Source organism: Mesorhizobium sp. B2-3-10, from assembly GCF_006442275.1.
Lineage (GTDB): Bacteria > Pseudomonadota > Alphaproteobacteria > Rhizobiales > Rhizobiaceae > Mesorhizobium > Mesorhizobium australicum.
In genome coordinates, this window is the sequence record NZ_VFVT01000002.1 from 314,459 (window position 1) to 338,427 (window position 23,969).

At 63.0% G+C, this 23,969-nt stretch carries 24 protein-coding genes and 1 pseudogene; 12 read left to right on the top strand and 13 right to left on the bottom strand.

Translation table 11 applies throughout. From position 1 onward, the window contains the following. The first annotated feature begins 169 nt into the window (after nucleotides 1–169). The 5 genes from purL (at nucleotide 170) to FJ943_RS08220 (ending at nucleotide 5,271) form a co-directional block, all read left to right on the top strand. Nucleotides 170–2,401, top strand: coding sequence for a phosphoribosylformylglycinamidine synthase subunit PurL (gene purL, locus FJ943_RS08200; RefSeq protein WP_015318144.1), 2,232 nt, complete (start codon nucleotides 170–172; stop codon nucleotides 2,399–2,401). Between the two features lie 7 nt (nucleotides 2,402–2,408). Next, a complete protein-coding gene (locus tag FJ943_RS08205; RefSeq protein ID WP_246671844.1) occupies nucleotides 2,409–2,996 on the top strand; it encodes a hypothetical protein in 588 nt (195 codons plus the stop codon). Nucleotides 2,997–3,118: 122 nt separating this feature from the next. Next, nucleotides 3,119–3,352: a BolA family transcriptional regulator gene (locus FJ943_RS08210; RefSeq protein WP_015318146.1), complete on the top strand. Its 234-nt coding sequence runs from the start codon at nucleotides 3,119–3,121 to the stop codon at nucleotides 3,350–3,352. Between the two features lie 149 nt (nucleotides 3,353–3,501). After that, nucleotides 3,502–3,837, top strand: coding sequence for a Grx4 family monothiol glutaredoxin (grxD, locus tag FJ943_RS08215; RefSeq protein ID WP_140720653.1), 336 nt, complete (start codon nucleotides 3,502–3,504; stop codon nucleotides 3,835–3,837). Nucleotides 3,838–4,047: 210 nt separating this feature from the next. Next, nucleotides 4,048–5,271, top strand: coding sequence for a multidrug effflux MFS transporter (locus tag FJ943_RS08220; protein WP_181174530.1), 1,224 nt, complete (start codon nucleotides 4,048–4,050; stop codon nucleotides 5,269–5,271). Between the two features lie 19 nt (nucleotides 5,272–5,290). Here FJ943_RS08220 and FJ943_RS29900 read toward each other — a convergent pair whose 3' ends face one another. The 4 genes and pseudogenes from FJ943_RS29900 to rpsD form a co-directional block, all read right to left on the bottom strand. Then, a complete protein-coding gene (locus FJ943_RS29900; protein ID WP_224582991.1) occupies nucleotides 5,291–5,524 on the bottom strand; it encodes a hypothetical protein in 234 nt (77 codons plus the stop codon). Between the two features lie 231 nt (nucleotides 5,525–5,755). After that, a pseudogene (locus FJ943_RS08230) lies at nucleotides 5,756–6,477 on the bottom strand (inositol monophosphatase family protein). Next, entirely contained in the window at nucleotides 6,467–7,354 is an 888-nt protein-coding gene (gene ttcA / locus FJ943_RS08235; RefSeq protein ID WP_140662024.1) for a tRNA 2-thiocytidine(32) synthetase TtcA, read from the bottom strand. The pseudogene FJ943_RS08230 and the gene ttcA overlap by 11 nt, the downstream one beginning before the upstream one ends. 152 nt (nucleotides 7,355–7,506) lie before the next feature. Then, nucleotides 7,507–8,124: a 30S ribosomal protein S4 gene (gene rpsD, locus FJ943_RS08240; protein ID WP_015318151.1), complete on the bottom strand. Its 618-nt coding sequence runs from the start codon at nucleotides 8,122–8,124 to the stop codon at nucleotides 7,507–7,509. Between the two features lie 373 nt (nucleotides 8,125–8,497). Here rpsD and FJ943_RS08245 point away from each other — a divergent pair, with 373 nt between their 5' ends. Further along, nucleotides 8,498–8,692, top strand: a complete 195-nt coding sequence (locus tag FJ943_RS08245) for a hypothetical protein (RefSeq protein ID WP_041163853.1) — start codon at nucleotides 8,498–8,500, stop codon at nucleotides 8,690–8,692. Nucleotides 8,693–8,777: 85 nt separating this feature from the next. Here FJ943_RS08245 and FJ943_RS08250 read toward each other — a convergent pair whose 3' ends face one another. Further along, nucleotides 8,778–8,960, bottom strand: coding sequence for a DUF3008 family protein (locus tag FJ943_RS08250; protein WP_015318153.1), 183 nt, complete (start codon nucleotides 8,958–8,960; stop codon nucleotides 8,778–8,780). 159 nt (nucleotides 8,961–9,119) lie between these two features. Between FJ943_RS08250 and FJ943_RS08255 the strand changes: the two genes are divergently transcribed. After that, the gene (locus FJ943_RS08255; RefSeq protein WP_140720657.1) at nucleotides 9,120–10,502 is read left to right on the top strand and encodes an RNB domain-containing ribonuclease; all 1,383 of its coding nucleotides are present in this window, start codon (nucleotides 9,120–9,122) and stop codon (nucleotides 10,500–10,502) included. Here FJ943_RS08255 and murI read toward each other — a convergent pair. Continuing rightward, nucleotides 10,452–11,315, bottom strand: a complete 864-nt coding sequence (murI, locus tag FJ943_RS08260; protein ID WP_140617000.1) for a glutamate racemase — start codon at nucleotides 11,313–11,315, stop codon at nucleotides 10,452–10,454. The genes FJ943_RS08255 and murI overlap by 51 nt on opposite strands. Then, nucleotides 11,308–12,225 (bottom strand): RNA methyltransferase, encoded by a 918-nt coding sequence (locus FJ943_RS08265; RefSeq protein ID WP_140720658.1) that lies wholly within the window; start codon nucleotides 12,223–12,225, stop codon nucleotides 11,308–11,310. Before FJ943_RS08265 ends, murI begins: the two co-directional genes overlap by 8 nt. 212 nt (nucleotides 12,226–12,437) lie before the next feature. Here FJ943_RS08265 and FJ943_RS08270 point away from each other — a divergent pair, with 212 nt between their 5' ends. Together FJ943_RS08270 and FJ943_RS08275 are read left to right on the top strand one after the other, a co-directional pair. Beyond that, complete coding sequence (locus FJ943_RS08270; RefSeq protein WP_140720660.1) at nucleotides 12,438–13,649, top strand: NADP-dependent isocitrate dehydrogenase; 1,212 nt, start codon at nucleotides 12,438–12,440, stop codon at nucleotides 13,647–13,649. 15 nt (nucleotides 13,650–13,664) lie between these two features. Then, nucleotides 13,665–14,300 carry a glutathione S-transferase family protein gene (locus FJ943_RS08275; protein WP_140720662.1) on the top strand — a complete coding sequence of 212 codons (636 nt, stop codon included), beginning with the start codon at nucleotides 13,665–13,667 and terminating at the stop codon, nucleotides 14,298–14,300. A 133-nt stretch (nucleotides 14,301–14,433) separates the two neighbouring features. Here FJ943_RS08275 and alaS read toward each other — a convergent pair whose 3' ends face one another. Together alaS and recA are read right to left on the bottom strand one after the other, a co-directional pair. After that, complete coding sequence (gene alaS, locus FJ943_RS08280) at nucleotides 14,434–17,100, bottom strand: alanine--tRNA ligase (RefSeq protein WP_140720664.1); 2,667 nt, start codon at nucleotides 17,098–17,100, stop codon at nucleotides 14,434–14,436. Between the two features lie 271 nt (nucleotides 17,101–17,371). After that, nucleotides 17,372–18,472, bottom strand: a complete 1,101-nt coding sequence (gene recA, locus FJ943_RS08285) for a recombinase RecA (protein WP_013895892.1) — start codon at nucleotides 18,470–18,472, stop codon at nucleotides 17,372–17,374. A 281-nt stretch (nucleotides 18,473–18,753) separates the two neighbouring features. Here recA and FJ943_RS08290 point away from each other — a divergent pair, with 281 nt between their 5' ends. After that, nucleotides 18,754–19,698 (top strand): carbohydrate kinase family protein, encoded by a 945-nt coding sequence (locus tag FJ943_RS08290; protein ID WP_140720666.1) that lies wholly within the window; start codon nucleotides 18,754–18,756, stop codon nucleotides 19,696–19,698. 77 nt (nucleotides 19,699–19,775) lie between these two features. Further along, a complete protein-coding gene (locus tag FJ943_RS08295) occupies nucleotides 19,776–20,693 on the top strand; it encodes a pseudouridine-5'-phosphate glycosidase (protein WP_015318161.1) in 918 nt (305 codons plus the stop codon). Nucleotides 20,694–20,878: 185 nt separating this feature from the next. On the opposite strand, the gene FJ943_RS08300 is transcribed toward FJ943_RS08295, so the two are convergent. Further along, nucleotides 20,879–21,202: a TfoX/Sxy family protein gene (locus FJ943_RS08300; RefSeq protein ID WP_140662018.1), complete on the bottom strand. Its 324-nt coding sequence runs from the start codon at nucleotides 21,200–21,202 to the stop codon at nucleotides 20,879–20,881. A gap of 90 nt (nucleotides 21,203–21,292) precedes the next feature. Here FJ943_RS08300 and FJ943_RS08305 point away from each other — a divergent pair, with 90 nt between their 5' ends. Continuing rightward, nucleotides 21,293–21,790: a GFA family protein gene (locus FJ943_RS08305; RefSeq protein ID WP_140662017.1), complete on the top strand. Its 498-nt coding sequence runs from the start codon at nucleotides 21,293–21,295 to the stop codon at nucleotides 21,788–21,790. A gap of 33 nt (nucleotides 21,791–21,823) precedes the next feature. Here the strand turns inward: FJ943_RS08305 and sufA are convergent, their stop codons facing one another. The 3 genes from sufA to FJ943_RS08320 form a co-directional block, all read right to left on the bottom strand. After that, nucleotides 21,824–22,204 carry a Fe-S cluster assembly scaffold SufA gene (gene sufA, locus FJ943_RS08310; protein WP_015318164.1) on the bottom strand — a complete coding sequence of 127 codons (381 nt, stop codon included), beginning with the start codon at nucleotides 22,202–22,204 and terminating at the stop codon, nucleotides 21,824–21,826. Nucleotides 22,205–22,305: 101 nt separating this feature from the next. Continuing rightward, nucleotides 22,306–22,698, bottom strand: a complete 393-nt coding sequence (locus FJ943_RS08315) for an SUF system Fe-S cluster assembly protein (protein WP_140720668.1) — start codon at nucleotides 22,696–22,698, stop codon at nucleotides 22,306–22,308. Nucleotides 22,699–22,720: 22 nt separating this feature from the next. Continuing rightward, nucleotides 22,721–23,965: a cysteine desulfurase gene (locus tag FJ943_RS08320; RefSeq protein ID WP_140720670.1), complete on the bottom strand. Its 1,245-nt coding sequence runs from the start codon at nucleotides 23,963–23,965 to the stop codon at nucleotides 22,721–22,723. Nucleotides 23,966–23,969 lie beyond the last annotated feature (4 nt).

Sequence of the window (23,969 nt, forward strand, 5' to 3'; positions counted from 1 at the left end):
GGGGACTTGAAAGCTGGGTGGACGCCTTTCGCTGCTCACCAAAAGGCCTGCCGCGATCTATCGCCCTGTTGCTTTCTGCCTTTTTCCTCAGCCGGCGGGTGTATCGACCGCAAGGCTTGCGATAAGAGGAGACTCAAAATCCCTGCTCCATGGACATAAATCGCCGCCCATGACCACTTCCAATTCCGTCCCGATCACATCAGACCTCATCGCCTCGCATGGGCTGAAGCCCGATGAGTATCAGCGCATATTGGACCTGGTCGGTCGCGAGCCGAGCTTCACCGAACTCGGCATCTTCTCGGCGATGTGGAACGAGCACTGCTCCTACAAATCCTCGAAGAAATGGCTGCGCACCTTGCCGACCACCGGCCCGCAAGTCATCCAGGGCCCGGGCGAGAATGCCGGCGTGGTCGACATCGGTGACGGCGACTGCGTCGTCTTCAAGATGGAAAGCCACAACCATCCCTCCTTCATCGAGCCCTACCAGGGTGCGGCGACGGGCGTCGGCGGCATCTTGCGCGACGTCTTCACCATGGGCGCGCGGCCGATCGCGGCGATGAACGCGCTGCGCTTCGGCGCGCCCGACCATCCCAAGACCAGGCATCTGGTCGCGGGCGTGGTTTCCGGCGTCGGCGGCTACGGCAATGCCTTCGGCGTGCCGACGGTCGGCGGCGAGGTCAATTTCGACGCCCGCTACAACGGCAACATCCTGGTCAATGCCTTTGCCGCGGGCCTTGCCAAGACCGATGCCATCTTCCTGTCCGAGGCAAAGGGCGTCGGCCTGCCGGTCGTCTATCTGGGCGCCAAGACCGGCCGCGACGGCGTCGGCGGCGCCACCATGGCCTCGGCCGAATTCGACGACAAGATCGACGAGAAGCGCCCGACCGTGCAGGTCGGCGATCCCTTCACCGAAAAATGCCTGCTGGAGGCCTCTCTCGAACTGATGGCTTCGGGCGCCGTGATCGCCATCCAGGACATGGGTGCTGCCGGCCTCACCTGTTCGGCGGTCGAAATGGGCGCCAAGGGCGACCTCGGCATCGAACTCGACCTCGACAAGGTGCCGGTGCGCGAGGAGCGCATGAGCGCCTACGAGATGATGCTGTCGGAAAGCCAGGAGCGCATGCTGATGGTGCTGCGCCCTGAAAAAGAGAAGGAGGCCGAGGCGATCTTTCACAAATGGGGCCTCGACTTCGCCATCGTCGGCAAGACCACCGACGATCTGCGCTTCCGCGTGCGGCACCAGGGGAACGAGGTCGCCAACCTGCCGATCAAGGATCTCGGCGACAAGGCTCCCGAATACGATCGCCCTTGGGTCGAGCCGAAGAAGCCGGCGCCGCTTGCCGCCAACGATATCCCGCAGGCCGACCTCGCCGATGCGCTGCTGAAGCTGCTTGGCGGACCGGACCTGTCTTCGCGCCGCTGGGTGTGGGAACAGTACGACACGCTGATCCAGGGTAATTCGCTGCAGCTTCCGGGCGGTGATGCCGGCGTGGTGCGGGTCGAGGGCCATCCGACCAAGGCGCTGGCCTTCTCCTCCGATGTGACGCCGCGCTATTGCGAAGCCGACCCCTACGAGGGCGGCAAGCAGGCGGTGGCCGAATGCTGGCGCAACCTGACTGCCACCGGCGCGCTGCCGCTCGCCGCTACCGACAATCTCAATTTCGGCAATCCCGAACGGCCAGAGATCATGGGCCAACTGGTCGGCGCGGTGAAAGGCATCGGCGACGCCTGCCGGGCGCTTGGTTTCCCGATCGTGTCGGGCAATGTCTCGCTCTACAACGAGACCAACGGCCGGGGCATCCTGCCGACACCGACCATCGGCGGCGTCGGCCTGATATCAGACTGGTCGAAGATGGCGCGGATCGGTTTCGCCGCGGAAGGCCAGATGATCCTGCTGGTCGGCGCACCGGCTTCCTGGGGAACGCATCTTGGCCAGTCCGTCTATTTCAGGGATATCCACGGCCGCAGCGACGGCCCGCCGCCGCCGGTCGACCTCGACCACGAGAAGCGCGTCGGCGACCACGTACGCTCGTTGATCGCTGCCGGCATCGTCACGGCCGCGCATGACGTCTCCGATGGCGGCATTGCGGTGGCGCTGGCCGAAATGGCGATGGCGTCGGGCATCGGCGCGACCGTTCCCGGGCTTGTCGGTACCGATCCGATCCCGGTCTGGTTCGGCGAAGACCAGGGCCGCTATCTCCTGACGTTGTCGATCGATCCGCATGGCGATGAATGGGACGCCATCCGCAAGCAGCAGGGCGAACTCGGCATTTTCGCGCCGTGGATCGGCTCGACCGGCGGCGCCGCGTTGAAGCTCGGCGATGCCAGGGCAATCCCGGTCAGCGACTTGACCGCCGCCCATGAAGGCTGGTTCCCGCGCTTCATGGATCAGGCCAGTTGACCAGGGCATGATCCTGAAAGGTGGAAACCGGTTTTCTTGGACAAAGGGAAAACCGTTTTGTCCAGAGATCCTGCTCAATCATAAGAAACTGGCCGTCCGGGCGCTGCTTGCAGTCGTCTTCTGGCCGTCGCTGTTCTTCTTCTGGTGCCTCGGGCCGTTCGTCTTCTTCCTGCTCTCGACGACATCGAGCGAGGTTTGCCCCAGGCTGGAAACGCGCGGAGAGTTCCTCGCCGCGGCCAACGGCACGCTTCCCATGCTTGTCCTGCAGAACCTCATCTATGCGGTTCCGATCGTCTGCGTGGTGCTCTGGAACCGGCTTCTGCCGGACCAGGCGCGGACAAGACACGTCGTCACCTGCATCAAGCTTTTCGCCGTCTCGGCCGTCTTGGGGGCCTTTTGGGAGTACGGCTCTTCGCTTGTCTGCGATGGTTACGGCCAGCCGTTCTTCTCGCCCGCCTGGCGAATGACCAGCTATCTGCCGATCGCCAACATGGCGATCAACCTCCCGCTCTACGTGCTGATCTTCAGCCTTGGCCGCGCCTTCTCGATGCGCGAGGATGAGCCGGCGCAGGGGCCGGGTGAACCCATCGCCTGAACACCAACAGAAAGGACACTGGACAGAACCGCTTCAATCCGGATTGGAAAGGCTTTAGGCTTGCCCGACTCTCATCACATAGGCTGCCGCGCCGCCGCCCTTCCGAAACAGGAATTTCCACAATGGCAATGGACGCCCACGACATCGAAAAACTGATCAAGGACGGCATACCGGATGCCCGTGTGACGATTCGCGACCTCGCCGGTGACGGCGACCACTACGCCGCTGAGGTCGTGGCCGAGAGCTTTCGCGGAAAAAGCCGGGTCCAGCAGCATCAGATGGTCTATGACGCGCTGAAGGGCAATATGGGCGGCGTGCTGCACGCGCTGGCGCTGCAGACCAGCGTTCCCGACTGAGGCATTCCACCCGACACGCTTGGCCCAAAGCCGCCCATTCTTTGCGCCATCGGGTGATGGCATGGCTAAAGTCTTGTTTCGGGCAACCTATGGGTTTATTTGAGGGACATGTTTCGAGCCTGACTCCCACAGGCGTGAAAGGATATTCCATGAGCGGCATCAACGACTACATCGACAATGAAGTGAAGGGCAACGACGTCGTCCTTTTCATGAAGGGCACGCCCGGCTTCCCGCAATGCGGATTTTCCGGCCAGGTCGTCCAGATCCTCGACTATATCGGCGCCGACTACAAAGGCGTGGACGTTCTGGACTCCGCCGAACTGCGCCAGGGCATCAAGGACTATTCCAACTGGCCGACGATCCCGCAGCTCTACGTCAAGGGCGAATTCGTCGGCGGCTGCGATATCATCCGCGAAATGTTCCAGGCCGGCGAATTGCAGACCTTTCTGGTCGAGAAGGGCGTGAGCGTCAAAGGCGCCGCTTGACTTCAGTTTTGGGCGTGTCGGTATCGACATGCCCAAGCCACCGGGGCGGCCCCACCTCGGCAATTTTACAAGCCCGGATCCCGGGACCAGGACGAGCCAAATGCGCCGGCCCGCCGGCGCGTTTTCGTTTGAGAGATCGGACTTGCCGTGGACCAGCAGAAATCAGCGCCGCAAGGGGCAAGCAACTCGCCTCGGGCAAGCCAATTGCCGATTCCGCGCTGGGAGTTCATCGCGCTCTGCGCGGCGCTGATGGCGCTCAATTCGCTGGCCATCGACATCATGCTGCCGGCGCTGCAGCAGATCGGTGCCTCGCTCGGGGTCGAGAACGAAAATCATCGGCAATATGTGGTCACCGCCTACATACTGGGTTTCGGCGGCGGCCAACTGTTCTTCGGGCCGATCTCGGACCGGTTCGGGCGCCGATCGCCGCTCGTCGCCGGCCTGATCATCTATGTGGCGGCGGCCGCCGCGGCCGCTATCGCGCCGAGCTTTGAAACGCTCTTGATATGCCGCGCCGTGCAAGGCCTTGGCGCGGCTGCCACGCGCGTCATAGCGGTCTCGATCGTGCGCGATACATTCGACGGCCGGCGTATGGCCGAAGTCATGTCGCTGATCTTCATGGTGTTCATGGCGATCCCGGTCGTGGCTCCAGGCATCGGCCAGTTCATCATGCTGTTCGCGACCTGGCATTGGATATTCGTCACCATGGCCGTCGGAGCCATGATCGTCTCGGCGTGGTCGCTGCTGCGCCTGCCCGAGACGCTGCATCCCGAATATCGCCGGCCACTGACGTTTTCATCCATCCTCGGCGGCTTCCGCATCGTGCTCACCAACCGCATCGCGCTCTGCTATGCCTTCGCCAGCACCTTCATCTTCGGCGCCATGTTCGGCTTCATCGCCTCGGCGCAGCAAATCTACGTCAACATCTTCGACGTCGGCGAGATGTTTCCCGTCATTTTCGCCGGTGTCGCGGGCGTACTCGCCTTCTCCAACTATCTGAACTCGCGCCTCGTCGGCCGCGTCGGCATGCGCCGCCTGTCGCAAAGCGCGCTGTTGCTGTTTCTGGTGATCAGCCTGGCTTGGCTGGTGGTTTCACTGGAAACGAAGATGCCGCTCTGGCTGTTCATCACCTTCTTTGCCAGTGCCATGCTGCCGTTTGGCTGTCTTGGAGCCAATTTCAATGCGTTGGCCATGGAGCCGCTTGGCCAGCTGGCCGGCACGGCGTCGTCCATCCTGGGTTTCATGCAGACTTTTCTCGGCGGCATTCTCGGCACGCTGATCGGTCAGGCTTTCAACGGCACGGTGACGCCGCTAGCCGCCGGTTTCTGCAGCGTCTCGGTGGCCGCGCTGCTGATGATCCTGTTTGCGGAACGCGGCAAGATGTTCCAGCCGCAGAACGCCCCCGTTTCAGGCCACGTCACCGACCTGCATTGATTGTCGTCTGCTGGTGGCGTCAGGATGCGCGTTCAAGCGCCGCCGTGAAGCGAGGAGAGAGCATCCGCCCCGCGATCGCTCCGCCCATGCCATTTGAAAAGGGCAATGGAAGAGCGTCGTCGAGCGCCTTGAGAATGGACGCCACGAAGGCTCGGCTGAGCCGCGGATCGACCCCCAGATCGGAATAGGTGGCGCGAGGCGTCCCGATCAGCGTCCCGTTGCGACGAAGCGAGAACTGGATGGTCAAGGACATGCCCGCGGTTCCGGGTGGCGGCTTCCAGCAGGCATAGATAGCGTCCGACATCTCCTTGATGGTGTCGATAGGATCGGGACTGTGACAGGGGCGTTCTTGCGCGATTGCCGCGTTCGCAAACGGCACCACGGCAAGAGCCGCCGCAAAAATTGCGAACCGAGGTTTCATCCGAGAGCCTCCGCCAAAACGCCCGACTCGATCATACAACGGTTCAAGCCACAGGAATTGGTCCTATTCCGCCCACAGCTCGCGGCGCAGTTCCTGCCAGCTGTCCTGGTCCGGCGCGACAAGCAGGCCGCCATCGACATGCGAAGGCAGATAGGCGCTGCCGTCGATCCGAGCGGCATGGCCGCCGGCCTCCTGATGGATCAGCACGCCGGGCAGATGATCCCAGGGCATCAGCTTGTTGTAGACGACAAAATGCGCATGCCCGCTCGCCAGCAGGCGATATTCGTGAGCAGCGCAGCGATAGGCGAACTGCGACAGTGCCTTGGTCTGGTTGCGCGCCAAGCGTGAGCGCTCCGGTTCGTCGAGATATTGCCAGGACACCGCGCCGGTCATCTGCGAGATCGGCACTGGCGCCGCCACACGCACTTTCTCCAGGCTGCCATGGGCATGCCTGATATGACTGCCGGCACCCCTGGCGGCGATGAGCCAGTCCTTGCCGGATCGACGGTGAACGCCAGTTCGGCATCGCCCAAGCCGTCGAGCAGCGCCGGATTTTCGGAGCAGGCCTCCTCGCCCACCACCATGGCAGAGGGATAGCGCTCGCGCAGCCTGGCGGCGATCAGCCGCTCGGCGTTGACATCGGCCTCCGTCACCAGGTCGGCGGCGGAAGTCTTCTGCCTGACGTCGCCCTCGCCCAGTCGGCGAAAGCGCGGCATGATTTCGGCTTGGGCTGCCTCGGCCAGAATGCCGGCCAGCCAGTCGATCGCGGTGTCGTCAAATGTCATCGGAAATGTCTTGCCTGATCGCGAGGGTTTCATTGAGGGCGGCGAAATCGAACAGCTTTCGGTCGAGCAAATGCGACGGCCTGGTGTTGGACAGAGCGCGAATCATGGTGTCCTTGCGGCCGGGCATGCGCTTTTCGATGTCCTCGAGCATCGCTTTCATGGCGTTGCGCTGCAGCCCTTCCTGGCTGCCGCAGAGATCGCAAGGGATGATCGGGAACCGCATCGCGGCAGCGAATTTCTCCAGATCGATTTCGGCACAGTAGCTCAGCGGCCGCAACACCATGACGTCGCCTTCGTCGTTGAGCAGTTTTGGCGGCATGGCGGCAAGCCGCCCGCCGTGGAACAGGTTCATGAAGAAGGTTTCGAGGATGTCCTCGCGATGATGGCCGAGGACCAGGGCCGAGCAGCCTTCCTCGCGCGCGATCCTGTAGAGATGGCCGCGCCGCAGCCGCGAGCAGAGTGAGCAATAGGTGCTGCCTTCGGGGAGCTTGTCGGTGACGACCGAATAGGTGTCCCGGTATTCGATACGGTGCGCTATGCCGTTGGTGTCGAGATAGTCGGGCAGGATATGTTTGGGGAAATTCGGCTGGCCCTGGTCGAGATTGCAGGCCAGCAACTCGACTGGCAGCATCCCGCGCCATTTGAGATCAAGCAACATGGCCAGCAGACCGTAGGAATCCTTGCCGCCCGATAGCGCGACCAGCCAGCGCTCGCCCGGCTTCACCATCGAAAAATCCTCGATCGCCTGGCGGGTCAGCCGTAGCAGTCGCTTGCGCAGCTTGTTGAACTCGACCGAGGACGGTACATCGGCGAACAGCGGGTGAGAGCCGCCTTCGGCGGCCGGTTCTAGTGTTTCGATGTCTGGCTGCATGTTCATGGCGCGACGGCCCCGGATGTGACTTCCGCCCGGCTTAGCGCATTGTCTGGAAAATCGAAATTGATTTTAGCGACACGCCGCAAAACGGGTGCCCGAAACAAAAAAGGCCGCCTCGAGGGCGGCCTTTCCGGTATCGCAAAAAAAGCGTTCGCTTAGCGCGAGTAGAATTCGACGACCAGGTTCGGTTCCATCTGCACGGCGAACGGAACGTCCGCCAGGCCCGGGATGCGCGAGAAGGTCGCGGTCATCTTGTTGTGATCGGCTTCGATGTAGTCGGGCACGTCGCGCTCGGCGAGGCCAACCGATTCCAGGACGATCACCAGCTGCTTCGACTTTTCGCGCACTTCGACGACATCGCCCGGCTTGCAGCGATACGAGCCGATGTTGACGCGCTTGCCGTTGACGTTGACGTGGCCGTGGTTGACGAACTGACGGGCGGCGAAAATGGTCGGCACGAACTTGGAGCGGTAGACAACCGCGTCGAGACGCGATTCGAGCAGGCCGATCAGGTTCTCCGAGGTGTCGCCCTTGCGGCGATCGGCCTCTTCATAGACCTTGCGGAACTGCTTTTCCGACACGTCGCCGTAGTGGCCCTTCAGCTTCTGCTTGGCACGGAGCTGCAGGCCGAAGTCGGAAAGCTTGCCCTTGCGGCGCTGGCCATGCTGGCCGGGGCCGTATTCACGCTTGTTGACCGGGGACTTAGGGCGGCCCCAGATATTTTCGCCGAGACGGCGGTCGATCTTGTATTTCGCGGATTCGCGCTTGCTCATCGCATTCCCTTTCAAAGACAACACACCCGGCACCTCTTGGTCCGGGTGAAGGAAACGCGCCCTCCTCTGGCCTCCGTTTTCGAGACCTGACAGGGTTTTCCCACGCAACGCGGCGGAAAACCCACGGGACACGTCAGTTCAAACAAGATCGGAAACGATTGTCGTGACAGATCTTGCGTATATAAAACAAACACCGGACATCGCTGCCCGGCGTTGGCGGCTGGTTAAACCGAGATTTAACCGGTGTCAAGCTTGTGAGTGGCGCGGCGCAACGCAACCGTATAGCGTCCAAGGCGTTGATGCGATGCCGATGTGGCGGGAGGTTTGCGCCAGCGGCACCAGGAAGGGACTGGAGCTAGAGGAGCTTAATTGCATGAAGAAGTTTTTCCTTACCCTGGCAGGGGCCGCGGTGCTTGCCGGGTCGATGGCGGTGGCCCCTGAGCCGGCCATGGCGCGTCATTGGCACGGCCACAAGCAGGTCTGCCGCATCGTCGTGAAGAAGCGAGTGGTGTGGCGGCATGGCCATCGCAGGGTGATCGTCGAGAGAGTACGGCGCTGCCGCTGGTAAGACTGTTCAACGCCACAATTCCCGGGCCAGCGAACGTCGCTGGCCCTTTTTCATTCCAAGGTAGTCTGGCTCGAGCGCTCAATCCTTAGGATTTTTTCTCCGGCAATCCCTTGCGCTTCGTCTCGGCGAATTCCTCGAGCTGCTTTTCATTCATCGATTCATACATGCCCTTGGAGGCGCCCTTGAGTTCGCTTTTCTTGGTCTCGCCGCGTTTGGCGGAGAGTGCGGCGCCGGCGGCTTTCTGCTGGGCTTTAGAAGTGGCTGGCATGGCGGGTCTCCTTTGCTGTCAGGAGAAACGCCACGCTTCGGCGCCGGTTCCAGCGCCGGTAGCGCGGCTCCCGGTCCGCCTGGTGCCAACCCTTGGCCGCGCTCGGCGATTTTCGTCGGCAGCCTTCTCGTGTCCGGAACCCCAGTGTAGGACGGCTGAATGAAATCCCTGACCGATCCCTCACAGGTTCTCTCCGCGGGACTGGCGAAAATCCGCGCCGAATTCCACGTGCCGGACGGATTTCCGGCCGATGTACTTGCCGCGGCGGAGGCGGCGGCCAAACGTGTGCCCAACCAGCATGCCGATCGAACTGATATGCCGTTCGTCACGCTCGATCCGGCTGCTTCCACCGATCTCGATCAGGCGTTCTCGATCGAGGCCAGCGGTGGCGATCTTCTGCTTCATTACGCCATCGCCGACGTGGCCTGGTTCGTCGAGGACGGCGACGCGATCGATCGCGAAGCCTGGACGCGGGGCGAGACGCTTTACTTGCCGGACGGCAAGGCCGGGCTCTATCCGCCGGTAATTGCCGAGGGTGCGGCGAGCCTGTTGCCGGATGGACCCCGTCCAGCTGCTATCTTCACGGTTCGGGTTGCGCAGGACGGCGCGACGAAGTTGGACGGCGCGGAGCGGGCAATCATTCAAAGCCGCGCGAAGCTCGCCTATGACAGCGTGAAGGCCTCCGATGTCCCGGCCGGCTTCGCCGAAATGGCGCGGCGCATGGCGGCGAATGAGCGGCGCCGTGGGGCTTCCCGCGTCGACCCACCCGAGCAGGAGGTGGAAAGGCTTGCCGACGGCACATTCCGGCTTTCGTTCAGGCCGCTTCTGCAATCCGAGCAGGACAACGCCGCGCTTTCGCTGGCCGCCAACATGGCGATCGCCGATGCCATGCTTGCGCATCATACCGGCCTTTTTCGGGTGATGTCGGGGCCGGATGCCTTCAAGGTTCAAAGGCTGCGCAACGCGGCACAGGCTCTCGGACTGTCCTGGCCGGCCTCGACCAGCTTGCGGGACTATCAGCGAACCCTCGATCCGACCGATCCGCATCAGGCGGCGCTGATGCTGGAAATCCGCCATGCAAGCCCCGGCGCATCCTATCAACCGTATCAGGACGGCGTTGTCCCATGGCATGAGGCGATGGCCGCGACCTATGCCCATGCAACCGCCCCACTGAGGCGCCTTGCCGATCGTTATGTCGTGCGCTGCGCGCTGGCTATCGCCAACGGCCAGCCCGTGCCCCAGGCTGTTACCGACGCGTTTGCCAGGTTGCCGAAGGCGATGGGACGCGCGGATAGCCGCGCTTCGCAGATCAACCACGCGGCCATCGACCTTGCCGAGGCGGTAATGCTGGAGGGGCGCGAGGGCGAGACGTTCAAAGCCGTCGTCACCGACTTCGTCGACCATGGCGTGCGCATTCAGCTTGCCGACATGGCTGTCGTTGCCACCGTGAAGGCCTCGGGGCTCAGACAGGGTGATGGTCTGACGCTTAGGCTAGTCCTGGCCGATCCGGATCAACGCAGCATCGTCTTCGAACCTGTTTGAGTGGCGGGCGGCTTTGCCGCTGTCCAAGTGAACGGTCAGCCCGAACCCCTGCATCAGGCGGCTGACGGCGAAATCCGCCTTGCCCGAGGTGAAGACCGCGATATCAGGCTCGGCTTGCGGCAGCGCCCCATTGATCGGCGGCAGCAGCGAAAGGGCGCGCCGTGCGATCGCCTCGGCCGGATCGATCCAGTCGACCGGCCAGGGAGCGGTCTTGCGCATGCGATTGACCAGAAAGGGATAGTGCGTGCAGGCCAGCACGACGATGTCGGTGCGCATGCCGTCGCGCTCGATGAAGCATGGCTCGATCTCGGCGCGCACGGCCTCTTCGTCGACGAAGCCCTGGCGCATATAGGCTTCGGACAGGCCAGCCAGCCTGTCGCTGCCGACCAGGCGGACATGGCATTTCTGCGCCCATTTGCTGATCAGGTCGCGCGTGTACTGGCGCTTCACCGTGCCCGGCGTCGCCAGCACCGAGACCAGCCCGGAGCGCGTGCGCTCGGCCGCCGGCTTGACCGCCGGCACCGTGCCGACGAAGGGATGGCCGGGAAATCTTTCGCGCAGCGCGTCGATCACCAGTGTCGAGGCGGTGTTGCAGGCGATAACGGAGATGGCCGGCGCGAAGCGGTCGAGCAGTTTGGCGAATAATCCTAGTATATGCTCTCTTAGGGCCGGCTCCTCCCAGGCGCCAAAAGGAAAAGCGGCATCGTCGGCGACATAGATAAAGCGCCGGTCGGGCATCAGGACGCGTGCCTCGCGCAACACGGTCAGACCGCCGACGCCGGAATCGAACATCAGGATCGGCTGGTCAGTCATTGTCGGTTCCCCTGCCGCCGAGCGGTGGCGTGTCCGTGTCGTCGCCGCTAGCGTCCGGCGCCCGGCCAGTCGCCTCCGCCTTGCGGGCGCGCGCCGCCGCCGCGGGCAAACGCCTCGGGTCATCGCCAGGTGACCCATCGCCGCGCGGCATCGCCGGCGAGAACCGGTCGAGCGAAGAGATGATGCCGCGCAGCACCTTGAGCTCCGGTTCTGCAAAGCCTGCCCGCGTCAGCACGGCGCGGAGATTGTCGACCATTTTCGGCTTCTTCGGCGCCGGCCTGAAATAGCCGCGCGCCTCGAGCGCGCCTTCGAGATAGGTGAACAGGCCGTGCAATTCTTCCTTGCTTGCAGGCTTCATCTCCGGCCCCGAAAAATTGGTCCTGGTCTCGTCCTCCAGGCCCGACTTCATCCACTCGTAGGACATCAGCAAGGCCGCCTGGGCGATGTTGAGCGAGGAGAAATCAGGATCGACCGGGAAAGTGACGATCTCGTCGGCGAGGCCGACCTCGTCATTGTAGAGGCCGAAGCGCTCGCGACCGAACAGGATACCGGTGCGTTGCCCCATTGCGTGACGGGCGCGCAGCATCCTGCCCGCCTCCACCGGTCCACGCACGGATTTGAAACCGTCGCGCTGCCTTGCGGTGGTGGCGAAGACGAAGTTCAGGTCGGCAAGTGCCGAGGCCAGATCGTCGAAAACCTTGACGGCATCGATGACGTGGTCGGCACGGCTGGCGGCGGCACGCGCCTTCTCGCTCGGCCAGCCATCGCGCGGATTGACCAGACGCAGTTCCGACAGTCCGAAATTGGCCATGGCGCGGGCGACCATGCCGATATTCTCGCCGAGCTGCGGCTCGACAAGGATGATCGCCGGGCCGGCTGCGGTGTTATCGGGATCTTTGGTAATGGGCATGATTGTCAATGAACTGCTGTTTGCGGCATTTCAGCGTCCCCTGCCATATTCGGCCGCGAAAATGAAGCATTCGCAAATGACGGCGCCGTGGGCTCACATTCGTGACCGATCGCCGTTTGCGTGGCCAAAAGCGCTTTGATATACGGGCGGCATCCCCGGCCGACGCCACGCGGGCAAGGCCGTCCCATTCCCAGCAACGAGGCATTCTTTCCATGGCGAAGATCAAGGTGGCGAACCCGGTCGTCGAACTCGACGGCGACGAGATGACCCGCATCATCTGGCAGTTCATCAAGGACAAGCTGATCCACCCTTATCTCGACCTCAAGCTCGAATATTACGACCTGGGCATCGAGCATCGCGACGCCACCAACGACCAGGTGACCATCGATTCGGCCAACGCCATCAAGAAATACGGTGTTGGCGTGAAATGCGCGACCATCACCCCCGACGAGCAGCGCGTCGAGGAATTCAAGCTGAAGAAGATGTGGAAATCGCCGAACGGCACCATCCGCAACATTTTGGGCGGCACCATCTTTCGCGAGCCGATCATCATGAAGAACGTGCCGCGCCTGGTGCCCGGCTGGACCAAGCCAATCATCGTCGGTCGCCACGCCTTCGGCGACCAGTATCGCGCCACCGATTTCCGCTTTCCCGGCAAGGGCAAGCTGACGATCAAGTTCGTCGGCGAGGACGGCCAAGTCATCGAGCACGACGTGTTCGACGCGCCCGGCGCCGGTGTCGCCATGGCCATGTACAATCTCGACGAGTCCATCCGCGAATTCGCCCGGGCGTCGCTGAACTACGGCCTGCTGCGCAACTATCCGGTCTACCTGTCGACCAAGAACACCATCCTCAAGGCCTATGACGGCCGCTTCAAGGATATTTTCCAGGAAGTCTACGAGGCTGAATTCGAGGCCGAGTTCAAGTCGAAGAAGCTTTGGTACGAGCACCGCCTGATCGACGACATGGTGGCCTCGAGCCTGAAATGGTCGGGCGGCTATGTCTGGGCCTGCAAGAACTATGACGGCGACGTCCAGTCCGACACGGTGGCGCAAGGGTTCGGTTCGCTCGGCCTGATGACCTCGGTGCTGATGACGCCGGATGGCAAGACCGTCGAAGCGGAAGCCGCGCACGGCACCGTCACCCGCCACTATCGCCAGCATCAGAAGGGCGAGGAAACCTCGACGAATTCGATCGCGTCGATCTTCGCCTGGACGCGAGGCCTCGCGCACCGTGCCAAGCTCGACGAGAATGCCGAACTGAAGCGTTTTTCCGAGACGCTGGAAAAGGTCTGCATCCAGACTGTCGAGAGCGGCTTCATGACCAAGGACCTGTCGCTCTTGATCGGCCCCGACCAGCCCTGGCTCTCGACCACCGGCTTCCTCGACAAGATCGACGAGAATTTGCAGAAGGCGATGGCGTAACCCGCCTCGAGGACAATGGGCAAGCCGGTCGTCTACGGCGCGGATTACAGCGTCTATGTACGCATCGTCCGGCTTGCGCTCGAGGAGAAAGGCATCGCCTACGATCTCGTCCCGGTCGACATCTTTACAGAAGGTGGCGCGCCGGCATGGTACGGCAAACACCATCCCTTCGGCCGCATCCCGGCCTTCGAGCATGACAATTTCCGCCTGTTCGAGGCGAGCGCGATCGCTCGCTACGTCGACGAGGCTTTCGACGGGCCGGCGCTGCAGCCCGCCGACACACGCGGCCGCGCAAGGATGAACCAGATCATCGGCATGCTAGACGCCTACGCCTACCGTGCGATGGTCTGGGATGTCGCGGTCGAGCGTCTGGAGAAAGAAGTGCCCGACGAGAGCTTGATCGTGGATGGCCTGCGGCAGGCCGAGACGGTGCTGAAGGCGCTGACTTCGCTGAAGCAAGATGGGCCCTGGCTGCTCGGCGACCAGCTGACCCTGGCCGATCTGCACGCCGCGCCGATCATCGGCTACTTCGTCAAGGTTCCAGAAGGACGGGGATTGCTGGCGCAGTTTGCAGGCATCTGGGATTTGTATTTGCGAATGGCTGGCCGCCCGAGCTTCCTGCGTACCGAAAAAGCGTATAACTCGAGGTGAGCTTCCTCGACGTCGCGCCGCCCCTGCCCTGGCGGGCATTTCTCCCCGTTCTACGGGGAGAAAATGGCGGCAGCCAGATGAGGGGCAGCGCTGCCCCAAGAGAAGGGATCCCGCCTGGCCCCACGCATGGTAGCTACGCTGCCTCGAGCGCCGCCCTCACTGCCGCGATCGCATCATCGGCCCTCGACGCATCCGGGCCGCCGGCCTGCGCCATGTCGGGGCGGCCGCCGCCGCCCTGCCCGCCCAATGCGGCGGAGGCCACGCGAACAAGGTCGACAGCGCTGAAACGGCCGACGAGATCATCGGTGACAGCGACCACGACGCTCGCCTTGTTGTCTTCTCCGGCGCCAACGAACACGACGACGCCAGAACCCAACGAAGTCTTGCCGGCATCGGCCAGCGGCTTCAGGTCCTTTGGCGAGACACCTGACACCGCCTTGCCGAGAAAGCCGACGCCAGCGACGATCTCGTTGGCGGCAGGAGCATCAGCAGGCGACCCACCGCCCAGCGCCAGTTTCTTGCGCGCTTCGGCCAGGTCCTTTTCGAGCTTCTTGCGCTCTTCGAGCAGCGCTTCGACGCGCGCTGGCACATCTGCGGGCGAAATCTTAAGCGTCGCCGCCGTGGTCTTCAGGCGTCGGTCCTGCTCATCGAGATGCCTGCGCGCGGCCTCGCCGGTCAATGCCTCGATGCGGCGCACGCCGGCGGCGACAGCACCATCCGAGACGATGCGCACCAGGCCGATATCGCCGGTCGCCCTGACATGCGTGCCGCCGCAGAGCTCGACCGAATAGGGCCGGTTGGCCTTGGCGCCATGCAAGCCGGTGCCCATCGACACGACGCGCACCTCATCGCCATATTTCTCGCCGAACAGCGCCATCGCGCCCTCGGCAATGGCGTCGTCGACCGACATCAGGCGCGTGGTCACCGGGCCGTTCTGCACGACGATCTCGTTGGCCATGCGCTCGACCTCTTCGAGCTCCTGCGCGGAGATCGGCTTGTTGTGCGAGATGTCGAAGCGCAGACGCTCGGGGGCGACCAGCGAACCCTTCTGCGCGACATGGGTGCCCAGCACCTCGCGCAACGCCTCGTGGATCAGGTGCGTCGCCGAGTGGTTGGCGCGCAGCCGGGAGCGCCTGGCATGATCGACCTTAAGTTCGACCGCGGCACCCGGCCTGACCGTGCCGGCGACCACCTTGCCGAGATGCACGAAGAGGCCATCGGCCTTCTTCTGCGTGTCGGAAATCTCGATCGAGAAGCCCTCGCCCGAGATTATGCCGGTGTCACCCATCTGGCCGCCGGACTCGCCGTAGAACGGCGTCTGGTTGACGACCACGGCGACCGCATCGCCCTTGCCGGCGCTGTCGACGGTCTTGCCGTCCTTGACCAGCGCCTCGATGAGGCCTTCCGCCTGCTCGGTTTCGTAGCCGAGGAATTCGGTGGCGCCGGTCTTTTCACGCACGGAGAACCAAACCGTCTCGGTGGCGGCCTCGCCGGACCCGGCCCAGTGCTTGCGCGCCTCCGCCTTCTGCTGCTCCATCGCATTGGTGAAGCCGGCAAGGTCGACCGAGATGCTGCGCTGCCGCAGCGCGTCCTGCGTCAGGTCGAGCGGGAAGCCATAGGTGTCGTAGAGCTTGAATGCCGTTTCGCCATCGAGCATGTCGCCGGCGCCGAGCTTCTCCGTCGCCTCGGACAGCAGCCCGAGGCCGCGCACCAGCGTCTTGCGGAAACGGGTCTCCTCGAGTTTCAGGGTCTCGGCGATCATCGTTTCGCCGCGTGCCAGTTCGGGATAGGCCTGGCCCATCTCGCGCACCAGCGCCGGCACCAGCTTCCACATCAGCGGCTCGTTCGCCCCCAGCAACTGCGCATGACGCATGGCGCGGCGCATGATGCGGCGCAGCACATAGCCGCGGCCTTCGTTCGACGGCAGCACGCCGTCGGCGACCAGGAAGGAGGACGAGCGCAGATGATCGGCAATGACGCGATAGGACGCAACCGTTTCGGCGTCGGGCGCGCGCCCAAGTGCCGAGGACGCCGCATCGATCAGATGACGGAACAGGTCGGTCTCGAAGACGCTCTCCACCCCTTGCAGGATGGACGCCATGCGCTCCAGGCCCATGCCGGTGTCGATCGACGGGCGCGGCAGGTCGACGCGCTCCTCTTTCGTCACCTGCTCATACTGCATGAACACCAGGTTCCAGAATTCGAGGAAGCGATCGCCGTCTTCCTCGGGACTGCCGGGAGGTCCACCCCAGATGTGCTCGCCACGATCGATGAAGATTTCCGAGCATGGTCCGCAAGGACCGGTGTCGCCCATCGCCCAGAAATTGTCCGAGGTCGGGATGCGGATGATGCGATCGTCGGAGAAACCGGCGATCTTCTTCCAGAAGCCAGCCGCCTCGTCGTCCGTGTGATAGACGGTGACCAGCAGCTTGTCCTTCTTCAGCCCGAACTCCCTGGTGATGAGGTTCCAGGCAAGCTCGATGGCGCGCTCCTTGAAATAGTCACCGAAGGAGAAATTGCCGAGCATCTCGAAAAAGGTCAGGTGGCGCGCGGTATAGCCGACATTGTCGAGATCGTTGTGCTTGCCGCCGGCGCGGACGCTTTTCTGGGCTGTGGTGGCGCGCGAATAGGGCCGCTTCTCCAAACCGGTGAAGACATTCTTGAACTGCACCATGCCGGCATTGGTGAACATCAATGTCGGATCGTTGCGCGGCACGAGCGGGCTTGAGGCCACGACCTCGTGGCCCTCCTTGCGGAAATAGTCGAGAAAGGTCGACCGGATCTCGTTGACGCCACTCATGGATACTGCCTTTTCAAGAGAGCCGCCGGCCGGACCGGCGGGAGATGGCTCTGTATTTTCTAGAAGATGGAGCTGGCCTTTTAGCCGTAGCTCTTGACCCTGTCCAGAAACACGGAATTGGGCCAATTCGCGCTTTGCACCGGCACTTGCGGGGCCGCCCAAACGAAAACCGCCGGCGCGAAGGCCGGCGGTTTGGAACGCGGTACTACAGAACTCTGTTACTTAAGCATTGACTAATAGTCTGGATTTATGGCCAAATTCTGACCGTTGCCTACATCGCGCCGGCTTCGTCCTCAAAACCGTCGTCGCCATTGCCCTCGGAGCCACCATTTTCGAGAAACTTTTCGGCGATCAATCCGGCATTCTGCCTGAGCGCCAGCTCGATCTCGCGCGCGGTATCGGGATTGTCGCGCAGGAACAGTTTCGCATTCTCGCGGCCCTGGCCGAGACGCTGCGAATTATAGGAGAACCAGGCGCCCGATTTCTCGACCACGCCGGCCTTGACGCCGAGGTCGACCAGTTCGCCGGTCTTGGAGACGCCCTCGCCATACATGATGTCGAACTCGACCACCTTGAAGGGCGGCGCCAACTTGTTCTTGACCACCTTGACGCGGGTCTGGTTGCCGACGACCTCGTCACGATCCTTGACCGAGCCGATACGGCGGATGTCGAGGCGAACCGAAGCGTAGAATTTCAGCGCGTTGCCGCCGGTCGTGGTTTCGGGCGAACCGAACATGACGCCGATCTTCATGCGGATCTGGTTGATGAAGATGACCATGGTGTTGGAGCGCGAGATCGACGCGGTCAGCTTGCGCAGCGCCTGGCTCATCAGGCGGGCCTGCAGGCCCGGCAGCGAATCGCCCATCTCGCCCTCGATCTCGGCACGCGGCGTCAGCGCCGCCACCGAATCGACCACCAGCACGTCGATGGCGCCGGAACGCACCAGCGTGTCGCAAATCTCGAGCGCCTGCTCGCCGGTGTCGGGCTGCGAGATCAGCAGGTTTTCAAGATCGACGCCGAGCTTGCGGGCGTAGACCGGATCGAGCGCGTGTTCGGCATCGACGAAGGCGCAGATGCCGCCCTTCTTCTGGGCTTCAGCCACGGTGTGCAGGGCCAGGGTCGTCTTACCGGAGCTTTCCGGCCCATAGATCTCGATGATACGGCCGCGCGGCAAGCCACCGACGCCGAGCGCGATGTCGAGGCCGAGCGAGCCGGTCGGCACCGTTTCGATCTCGACGACCTGCTCGTTGGCGCCGAGCCGCATGATCGAGCCCTTGCCGAAAGCCCGCTCGATTTGCGACAGCGCCGCATCCAGAGCCTTTGATTTGTCCACTGCCTTATCCTCTACCAGCCGCAAAGAATTCTGAGCCATGATACATCACCCCTTGGTCGTCAATGAAGGCCGGACAATCCGTGATCCCTGCCATTTTGTACCTTTTTTGTTCTCATTTGGCAAGGGGTGACAACCAACTGAAAAACAAGCGATATCGCGATTTGTTCTTTTTTTGTCTCGCAAACCCTGGCACGAACGGGCTCCGCATTGGGCCAGACGGCTCGATCGTATCGCCCGACCGAATCGCCGACCAGCATGCGAAGCTCTGTCGCGCACTCTAGCGCTTGTGCGGCCGCAACAACAAAGGTCATATCGCCACCATGGTGGAATCCCCGAAGATCCTGGCCATGGGCGGCGCCCATATCGACCGGCGTGGCCAGGTGTACGGTCCCTATGTGCCGGCAGCCTCCAATCCCGGCACGATGCGCGAGGATGTCGGCGGGGGCGTCTTCAATGCGTTGCGCAGCATGGTGCGGCGCGGCGTGTCGGCCTCCCTGGTGTCGATGCGGGGCGGCGATGCGTCGGCCGATACGGTTTCACGGGCCATCGCCGAGGCAGGCATCGCCGATCTTTCGGCGGTGTTCCTCGACCGTACCACGCCGAGCTACACGGCATTGATCGATCGCGAGGGCGAATTGATCGTCGGCTTTGCCGACATGGCACTGTACGACCTGGCTTTTCCCAAGCAGATCAGGCGTTCCAAGATACGCCAGGAGGTGGCCGCCGCCGATGCCATCCTGTGCGACGCCAATCTGCCGTCGGCCGCCCTGGAGCGGCTGCTGTCGCTCGCCGCCGGTAAACCGGTTTTCGCCATCGCGATTTCGCCGGCGAAGGTAACGCGGCTGATACCGGTTCTCGGCGGGCTGGCCCAGCTCTTCATGAACCGGCGAGAGGCCGTCCTGCTGGCCGGTGTCAATGCAGCGGCCGCCGAGCGGGAAATGGTCGACGGGTTGCGGTGCAGCGGCCTTGCCAGCGGCGTGGTCACGGCCGGCAGCGGCCCTGTGCTGGGTTTCGATGAGACAGGCGCCTTTTCGATCCTGCCGCCTGCCCCCAGAAAAGTCGCCGATGTCACCGGCGCCGGCGACGCGCTGGCAGGTGCGACGGTCGCAGCACTGCTGCGGGGCCAGCCGCTGCGCCACGCCGTGCGCGAGGGCGTCGCCGCGGCAACGCTGGCCATCGAAAGCGCCGACGCGGTGCCCGAATTCACCGCGGCGAGCTTCGCGGAAGCGCTGGCCCTTGTACCGGATGCCAGGGAAGTGGCATGAGACCCGGCAAGTTCATAACGCGCGGTGAAGCTACGCTTTCCTGATGGATGCGCCGCACTCCGGATTGGAGATCAGAGATGACGCCAGAGACCGCCCGCCCCTTCATCGATGTCCACGCACCGGTGGCGCAGGCCCTGGCCGCCGGGCGCCCGGTGGTGGCGCTCGAAAGCACCATCATCACCCATGGCATGCCCTATCCCGACAATGGCGCCATGGCGGCCAACGTCGAAAAGATCATCGCTGACGGCGGCGCCGTGCCGGCAACCATCGCGGTGGTCAACGGCCGCATCAAGATCGGGCTTTCGGACGGCGAACGCGAATCGCTGGCGATGACCGGTGACGCCATGAAGCTGTCGCGCGCCGATCTCGGCTTCGCCGTCGCGCAGGGCCGCACCGGTGGCACCACGGTCGCCGCCACCATGATCGCGGCTGACATGGTCGGGATAAAGGTGTTCGCCACCGGCGGCATTGGCGGCGTGCACAAGGGGGCGGAAAAGAGCTTCGACATCTCGGCCGACCTCGATGAATTGGCGCGTACACCGGTGATCGTCGTCTCGGCCGGCGCCAAGGCGATCCTCGATATCGAAAAGACGCTGGAAGTGCTGGAGACGCGCGGCGTGCCCGTGGTCGGCCATGGCTGCGAGACGATGCCGGCCTTCTGGTCGCGGCAGTCACCGTTCCGGGCGCCATTGACCTTGCACGGACCGGAAGATATCGCGCATTTCTACCGGACACGCCTGGCTCTGGGCTTGGGCGGCGGCATGCTGATTGCCAATCCCGTGCCGGAATCCCACGAAATCCCCGCTGAAGAAATGGCGGGCTACATCGAAGCCGCCCAAAAGGCGGCCGAAGCCCTCAACGTCACCGGCAAGGCCGTGACGCCGTTCCTGCTGGGAAAAATCCTCGAACTCACCGGCGGCCGCAGCCTGAAGACCAACATCGCGCTGGTCGAGAACAATGCAAGGCTGGCGGCTGAGATCGCCAAGGCGCTGTAGGGACTGCCAAGAAAGTCCCCCTCACCCGGATTACCAAGACCGAATTGCAAAGAGCAATTCGGGGCAATCCGACCTCTCCCCGAGGGGAGAGGAACTTGCGGCCTCAACGCAAACCTCTTCTCCCCGCCGGGGAGAAGGCGGCCGCGAAGCGGCCGGATGAGGGGTGGCCTCGCGCCGGCGGGAGCCTACTTCCCCGCCCGCAGCCCAGCTTCGTAGGCGCGTCGCGCCCACACCGTCATTTCGTCGGGATCGTCGAAAGCGCTGTCGGGAATGCTCCAATAGGGCATGGCGACAAGCTTGCCGTGGCGAGAGCCGGTGTAGGTCCATTGCCGGCAGCCCGCGGCTTCGAACTCCGATGCGCTCTGCGCGTCGGCTTTCAGCAGCAATTCGCCGCGCAGCACGATGGCGACGATGACGCCATCGAAATAGATGCCTTTGCCGCCGAATAGTTTTCGGATGCTGACCGGACCGAGGCCCTCGAACAGTTCCGCGATGCGCTCATTGTCCATGCCGCGATCATGTCACCGGCATTTGGCCTTGTCATCGCCGCAACCAAAATCATGCTGACAGGTTGTGGCTATCCTGTCGGAGTTTTTGCCATGCCTGTGCTGCTCAAGGGGTCCTGTCGCTGCAACGCCGTGCGTTTCGAGGTGGAAAGCCACACGCCTGTGCCGTTCATGCTGTGCTACTGCTCGATCTGCCGCAAGCAGCAGGGCGGCGGCGGTTTCGCCATCAATCTCGGCGCCGCCTACGAGACGCTGAACATCAGGGGCAAGAGCAATCTCGGCGTCTATCGCGCCGAGATCGAGGATGACGAGCATCCCCACTGCGAGATCTCGACCGGGGAGCGCAATTTCTGCCGCAAATGCGGGTCGGCGCTCTGGCTCTACGACCCAACCTGGCCGGACCTGGTGCATCCCTTCGCCTCGGCGATCGACAGCGATCTGCCAACGCCGCCTGAAAAAGTGCATCTGATGCTGAAATACAAGGCCAACTGGGTCGAGCCTGAGATCGGCAAGGGCGACAAGACATTCGACGTCTATCCCGAGGAATCGATCGCCGATTGGCATAAGCGGACGGGGATGTGGGTGGATTAGCTTTCTTCGCCCCGTAAACGGGGCGAAGGAAGATCAGGCCGTGGCGCGCGCCTCGGCCAGCGCCTTGAGATCGGCCGGCTTCAGTTCGACGGATTCGCCGCAGCCGCAGGCCGAACTCTGGTTCGGGTTGTGGAAGGTGAAACCGGTGCGCAGCGTCGTCTGCTCGAAATCCATCTCGGTGCCGAACAGGAACAGGGCGGCTTCCGGCGCGACATAGACATGGGCGCCATCGCGCTCGATATGGTCGTCCTTGGTGTTGGGCTCGGTCACCAGATCGACCGTGTATTCCATGCCGGCGCAGCCGCCCTTCTTAATGCCAAGGCGGATGCCATGCGCGTTTTCGCGCGTGGCGACGATCTCGCGCACCCGGTCAGCGGCCTTTTCGGTCATCGTGATGACGGCAAAGCGTCCCATGTTTTTCCTTCTCCATTCCATGCAGGTTCAAGGCCTGCCGAATGATTCCTCACCTAAAATGGTGAAGTTTTACCACCGGCGCAAGTGTGCCAGGTGCGGCGCTAGTACCAGCCCACCGCCACCTGCGCCTCTTCCGACATGCGGTCGGGCGTCCAGGGTGGGTCGAAAGTCATGTTGACTTCGACGCCGGAGACGCCCTCGACGGCGCCGACGGCATTTTCCACCCAGCCGGGCATTTCGCCGGCCACCGGGCAGCCAGGCGCGGTCAGCGTCATGTCGATCTTGACCGAGCGGTCGTCCTCGACGTCGATCTTGTAGACGAGGCCAAGCTCGTAGATATCGGCCGGGATTTCCGGATCGTAGACCGTCTTCAGCGCCAAGACGATATCGTCGGTCAGCCGCGCCAGTTCATCGGCGGGGATGGCCGAGGCGGAAACGACGCTGTTGCCGGAGTTTTCCGGCGTAGCTTCGGTGGTGGTGCTCACATCATCCATGGTCGTCACCCGAAAAAAATCGTCATCCGAAGAATTTGCGCGCTTTTTCAAGCGCCTCGGCCAAAGCGTCGACTTCTGCCCTGGTATTATACATGCCGAACGATGCCCTGCATGTGGAGGTTACGCCGAAACGTTTCAACAGCGGCTGGGCGCAATGAGTGCCGGCACGGACCGCCACGCCTTGCCTGTCTATCACCATCGACACGTCATGGGCATGAATGCCTTGCAGCTCGAAGGAGATGATGGCGCCCTTGCCGGGCGCATCGCCGAAGATGCGCAGCGAGTTGATGGCGCGCAGGCGCTCGTGGGCGTAGGTCTTCAAGTCTTCCTCATGCGCGGCGATGCGCTCACGACCGACAGAGTCCATATAGTCGAGCGCGGCGCCCAGTCCGATCGCCTGGACGATCGGCGGCGTGCCGGCCTCGAAGCGATGCGGCGGCTCGTTGTAGGTGACGATGTCTTCCGTCACCTCCTCGATCATCTCGCCGCCGCCCATGAAAGGCCGCATGCCGGCGAGACTATCCTTCTTGCCGTAGAGGACACCGATGCCCGAGGGACCATAGACCTTGTGGCCGGTGAAGACGAAGAAATCGCAGTCGAGATCCTGCACGTCGATCGGCATGTGCACCGCGCTCTGGCTGCCGTCGACGAGCACGGGAATTCCACGCGAATGCGCGATGCGCACGATCTCCTTGATCGGTGTCACCGTGCCCAGCGCGTTCGACATTTGCGTGATGGCCACGAGTTTAGTGCGATCGGTCAGCCGCTTTTCGAATTCCTCGATGTGGAAGACGCCGAGATCGTCGACCGGCACCCAGACCAGCTTGGCGCCCTGCCGCTCGCGGATGAAGTGCCAGGGCACGATGTTGGAGTGGTGCTCCATGATCGACAGCACGATCTCGTCGCCCTCGCCGATATTGGGCATGCCATAGCCATAGGCGACGGTGTTGATCGCCGAGGTGGTGTTGGAGGTGAAGACGATGTTGTCGGTGCTTGGCGCGTTGAGGAAACGGCGCACCGTTTCCCGCGCCTTTTCGTAAGCGTCGGTGGCGGCATTGGAAAGGAAATGCAGGCCACGATGGACGTTGGCGTATTCCTGGCTGTAGGCGTGCTGGATCGTGTCCAGCACCACCCGCGGCTTCTGCGCCGAGGCGCCATTGTCGAAATAGACCAGCGGGTTGCCATAGACTTCGCGCGACAGGATCGGGAAATCGCGGCGGATCGCCTCGACGTCGTAGAAATCTCCAATCTTGCCCGGTGCGTTCATCAGC

What these genes read in the sequence shown, in the direction of transcription:
- FJ943_RS08210 (WP_015318146.1), top strand. Translation starts at nt 3,119, where the DNA reads ATGGCAATGGACGCCCACGACATCGAAAAACTGATCAAGGACGGCATA.
- FJ943_RS08320 (WP_140720670.1), bottom strand. Translation starts at nt 23,965, where the DNA reads ATGAACGCACCGGGCAAGATTGGAGATTTCTACGACGTCGAGGCGATC.
- sufA (WP_015318164.1), bottom strand. Translation starts at nt 22,204, where the DNA reads ATGGGACGCTTTGCCGTCATCACGATGACCGAAAAGGCCGCTGACCGG.
- FJ943_RS08250 (WP_015318153.1), bottom strand. Translation starts at nt 8,960, where the DNA reads ATGCCAGCCACTTCTAAAGCCCAGCAGAAAGCCGCCGGCGCCGCACTC.
- FJ943_RS08300 (WP_140662018.1), bottom strand. Translation starts at nt 21,202, where the DNA reads ATGGACAATGAGCGCATCGCGGAACTGTTCGAGGGCCTCGGTCCGGTC.
- FJ943_RS29900 (WP_224582991.1), bottom strand. Translation starts at nt 5,524, where the DNA reads ATGTCCTTGACCATCCAGTTCTCGCTTCGTCGCAACGGGACGCTGATC.
- purL (WP_015318144.1), top strand. Translation starts at nt 170, where the DNA reads ATGACCACTTCCAATTCCGTCCCGATCACATCAGACCTCATCGCCTCG.
- FJ943_RS08255 (WP_140720657.1), top strand. Translation starts at nt 9,120, where the DNA reads ATGAAATCCCTGACCGATCCCTCACAGGTTCTCTCCGCGGGACTGGCG.
- FJ943_RS08315 (WP_140720668.1), bottom strand. Translation starts at nt 22,698, where the DNA reads ATGGATGATGTGAGCACCACCACCGAAGCTACGCCGGAAAACTCCGGC.
- rpsD (WP_015318151.1), bottom strand. Translation starts at nt 8,124, where the DNA reads ATGAGCAAGCGCGAATCCGCGAAATACAAGATCGACCGCCGTCTCGGC.
- FJ943_RS08245 (WP_041163853.1), top strand. Translation starts at nt 8,498, where the DNA reads ATGAAGAAGTTTTTCCTTACCCTGGCAGGGGCCGCGGTGCTTGCCGGG.
- FJ943_RS08290 (WP_140720666.1), top strand. Translation starts at nt 18,754, where the DNA reads ATGGTGGAATCCCCGAAGATCCTGGCCATGGGCGGCGCCCATATCGAC.
- alaS (WP_140720664.1), bottom strand. Translation starts at nt 17,100, where the DNA reads ATGAGTGGCGTCAACGAGATCCGGTCGACCTTTCTCGACTATTTCCGC.
- ttcA (WP_140662024.1), bottom strand. Translation starts at nt 7,354, where the DNA reads ATGAACATGCAGCCAGACATCGAAACACTAGAACCGGCCGCCGAAGGC.
- FJ943_RS08205 (WP_246671844.1), top strand. Translation starts at nt 2,409, where the DNA reads ATGATCCTGAAAGGTGGAAACCGGTTTTCTTGGACAAAGGGAAAACCG.
- FJ943_RS08295 (WP_015318161.1), top strand. Translation starts at nt 19,776, where the DNA reads ATGACGCCAGAGACCGCCCGCCCCTTCATCGATGTCCACGCACCGGTG.
- grxD (WP_140720653.1), top strand. Translation starts at nt 3,502, where the DNA reads ATGAGCGGCATCAACGACTACATCGACAATGAAGTGAAGGGCAACGAC.
- murI (WP_140617000.1), bottom strand. Translation starts at nt 11,315, where the DNA reads ATGACTGACCAGCCGATCCTGATGTTCGATTCCGGCGTCGGCGGTCTG.
- FJ943_RS08305 (WP_140662017.1), top strand. Translation starts at nt 21,293, where the DNA reads ATGCCTGTGCTGCTCAAGGGGTCCTGTCGCTGCAACGCCGTGCGTTTC.
- recA (WP_013895892.1), bottom strand. Translation starts at nt 18,472, where the DNA reads ATGGCTCAGAATTCTTTGCGGCTGGTAGAGGATAAGGCAGTGGACAAA.
- FJ943_RS08275 (WP_140720662.1), top strand. Translation starts at nt 13,665, where the DNA reads ATGGGCAAGCCGGTCGTCTACGGCGCGGATTACAGCGTCTATGTACGC.
- FJ943_RS08265 (WP_140720658.1), bottom strand. Translation starts at nt 12,225, where the DNA reads ATGCCCATTACCAAAGATCCCGATAACACCGCAGCCGGCCCGGCGATC.
- FJ943_RS08270 (WP_140720660.1), top strand. Translation starts at nt 12,438, where the DNA reads ATGGCGAAGATCAAGGTGGCGAACCCGGTCGTCGAACTCGACGGCGAC.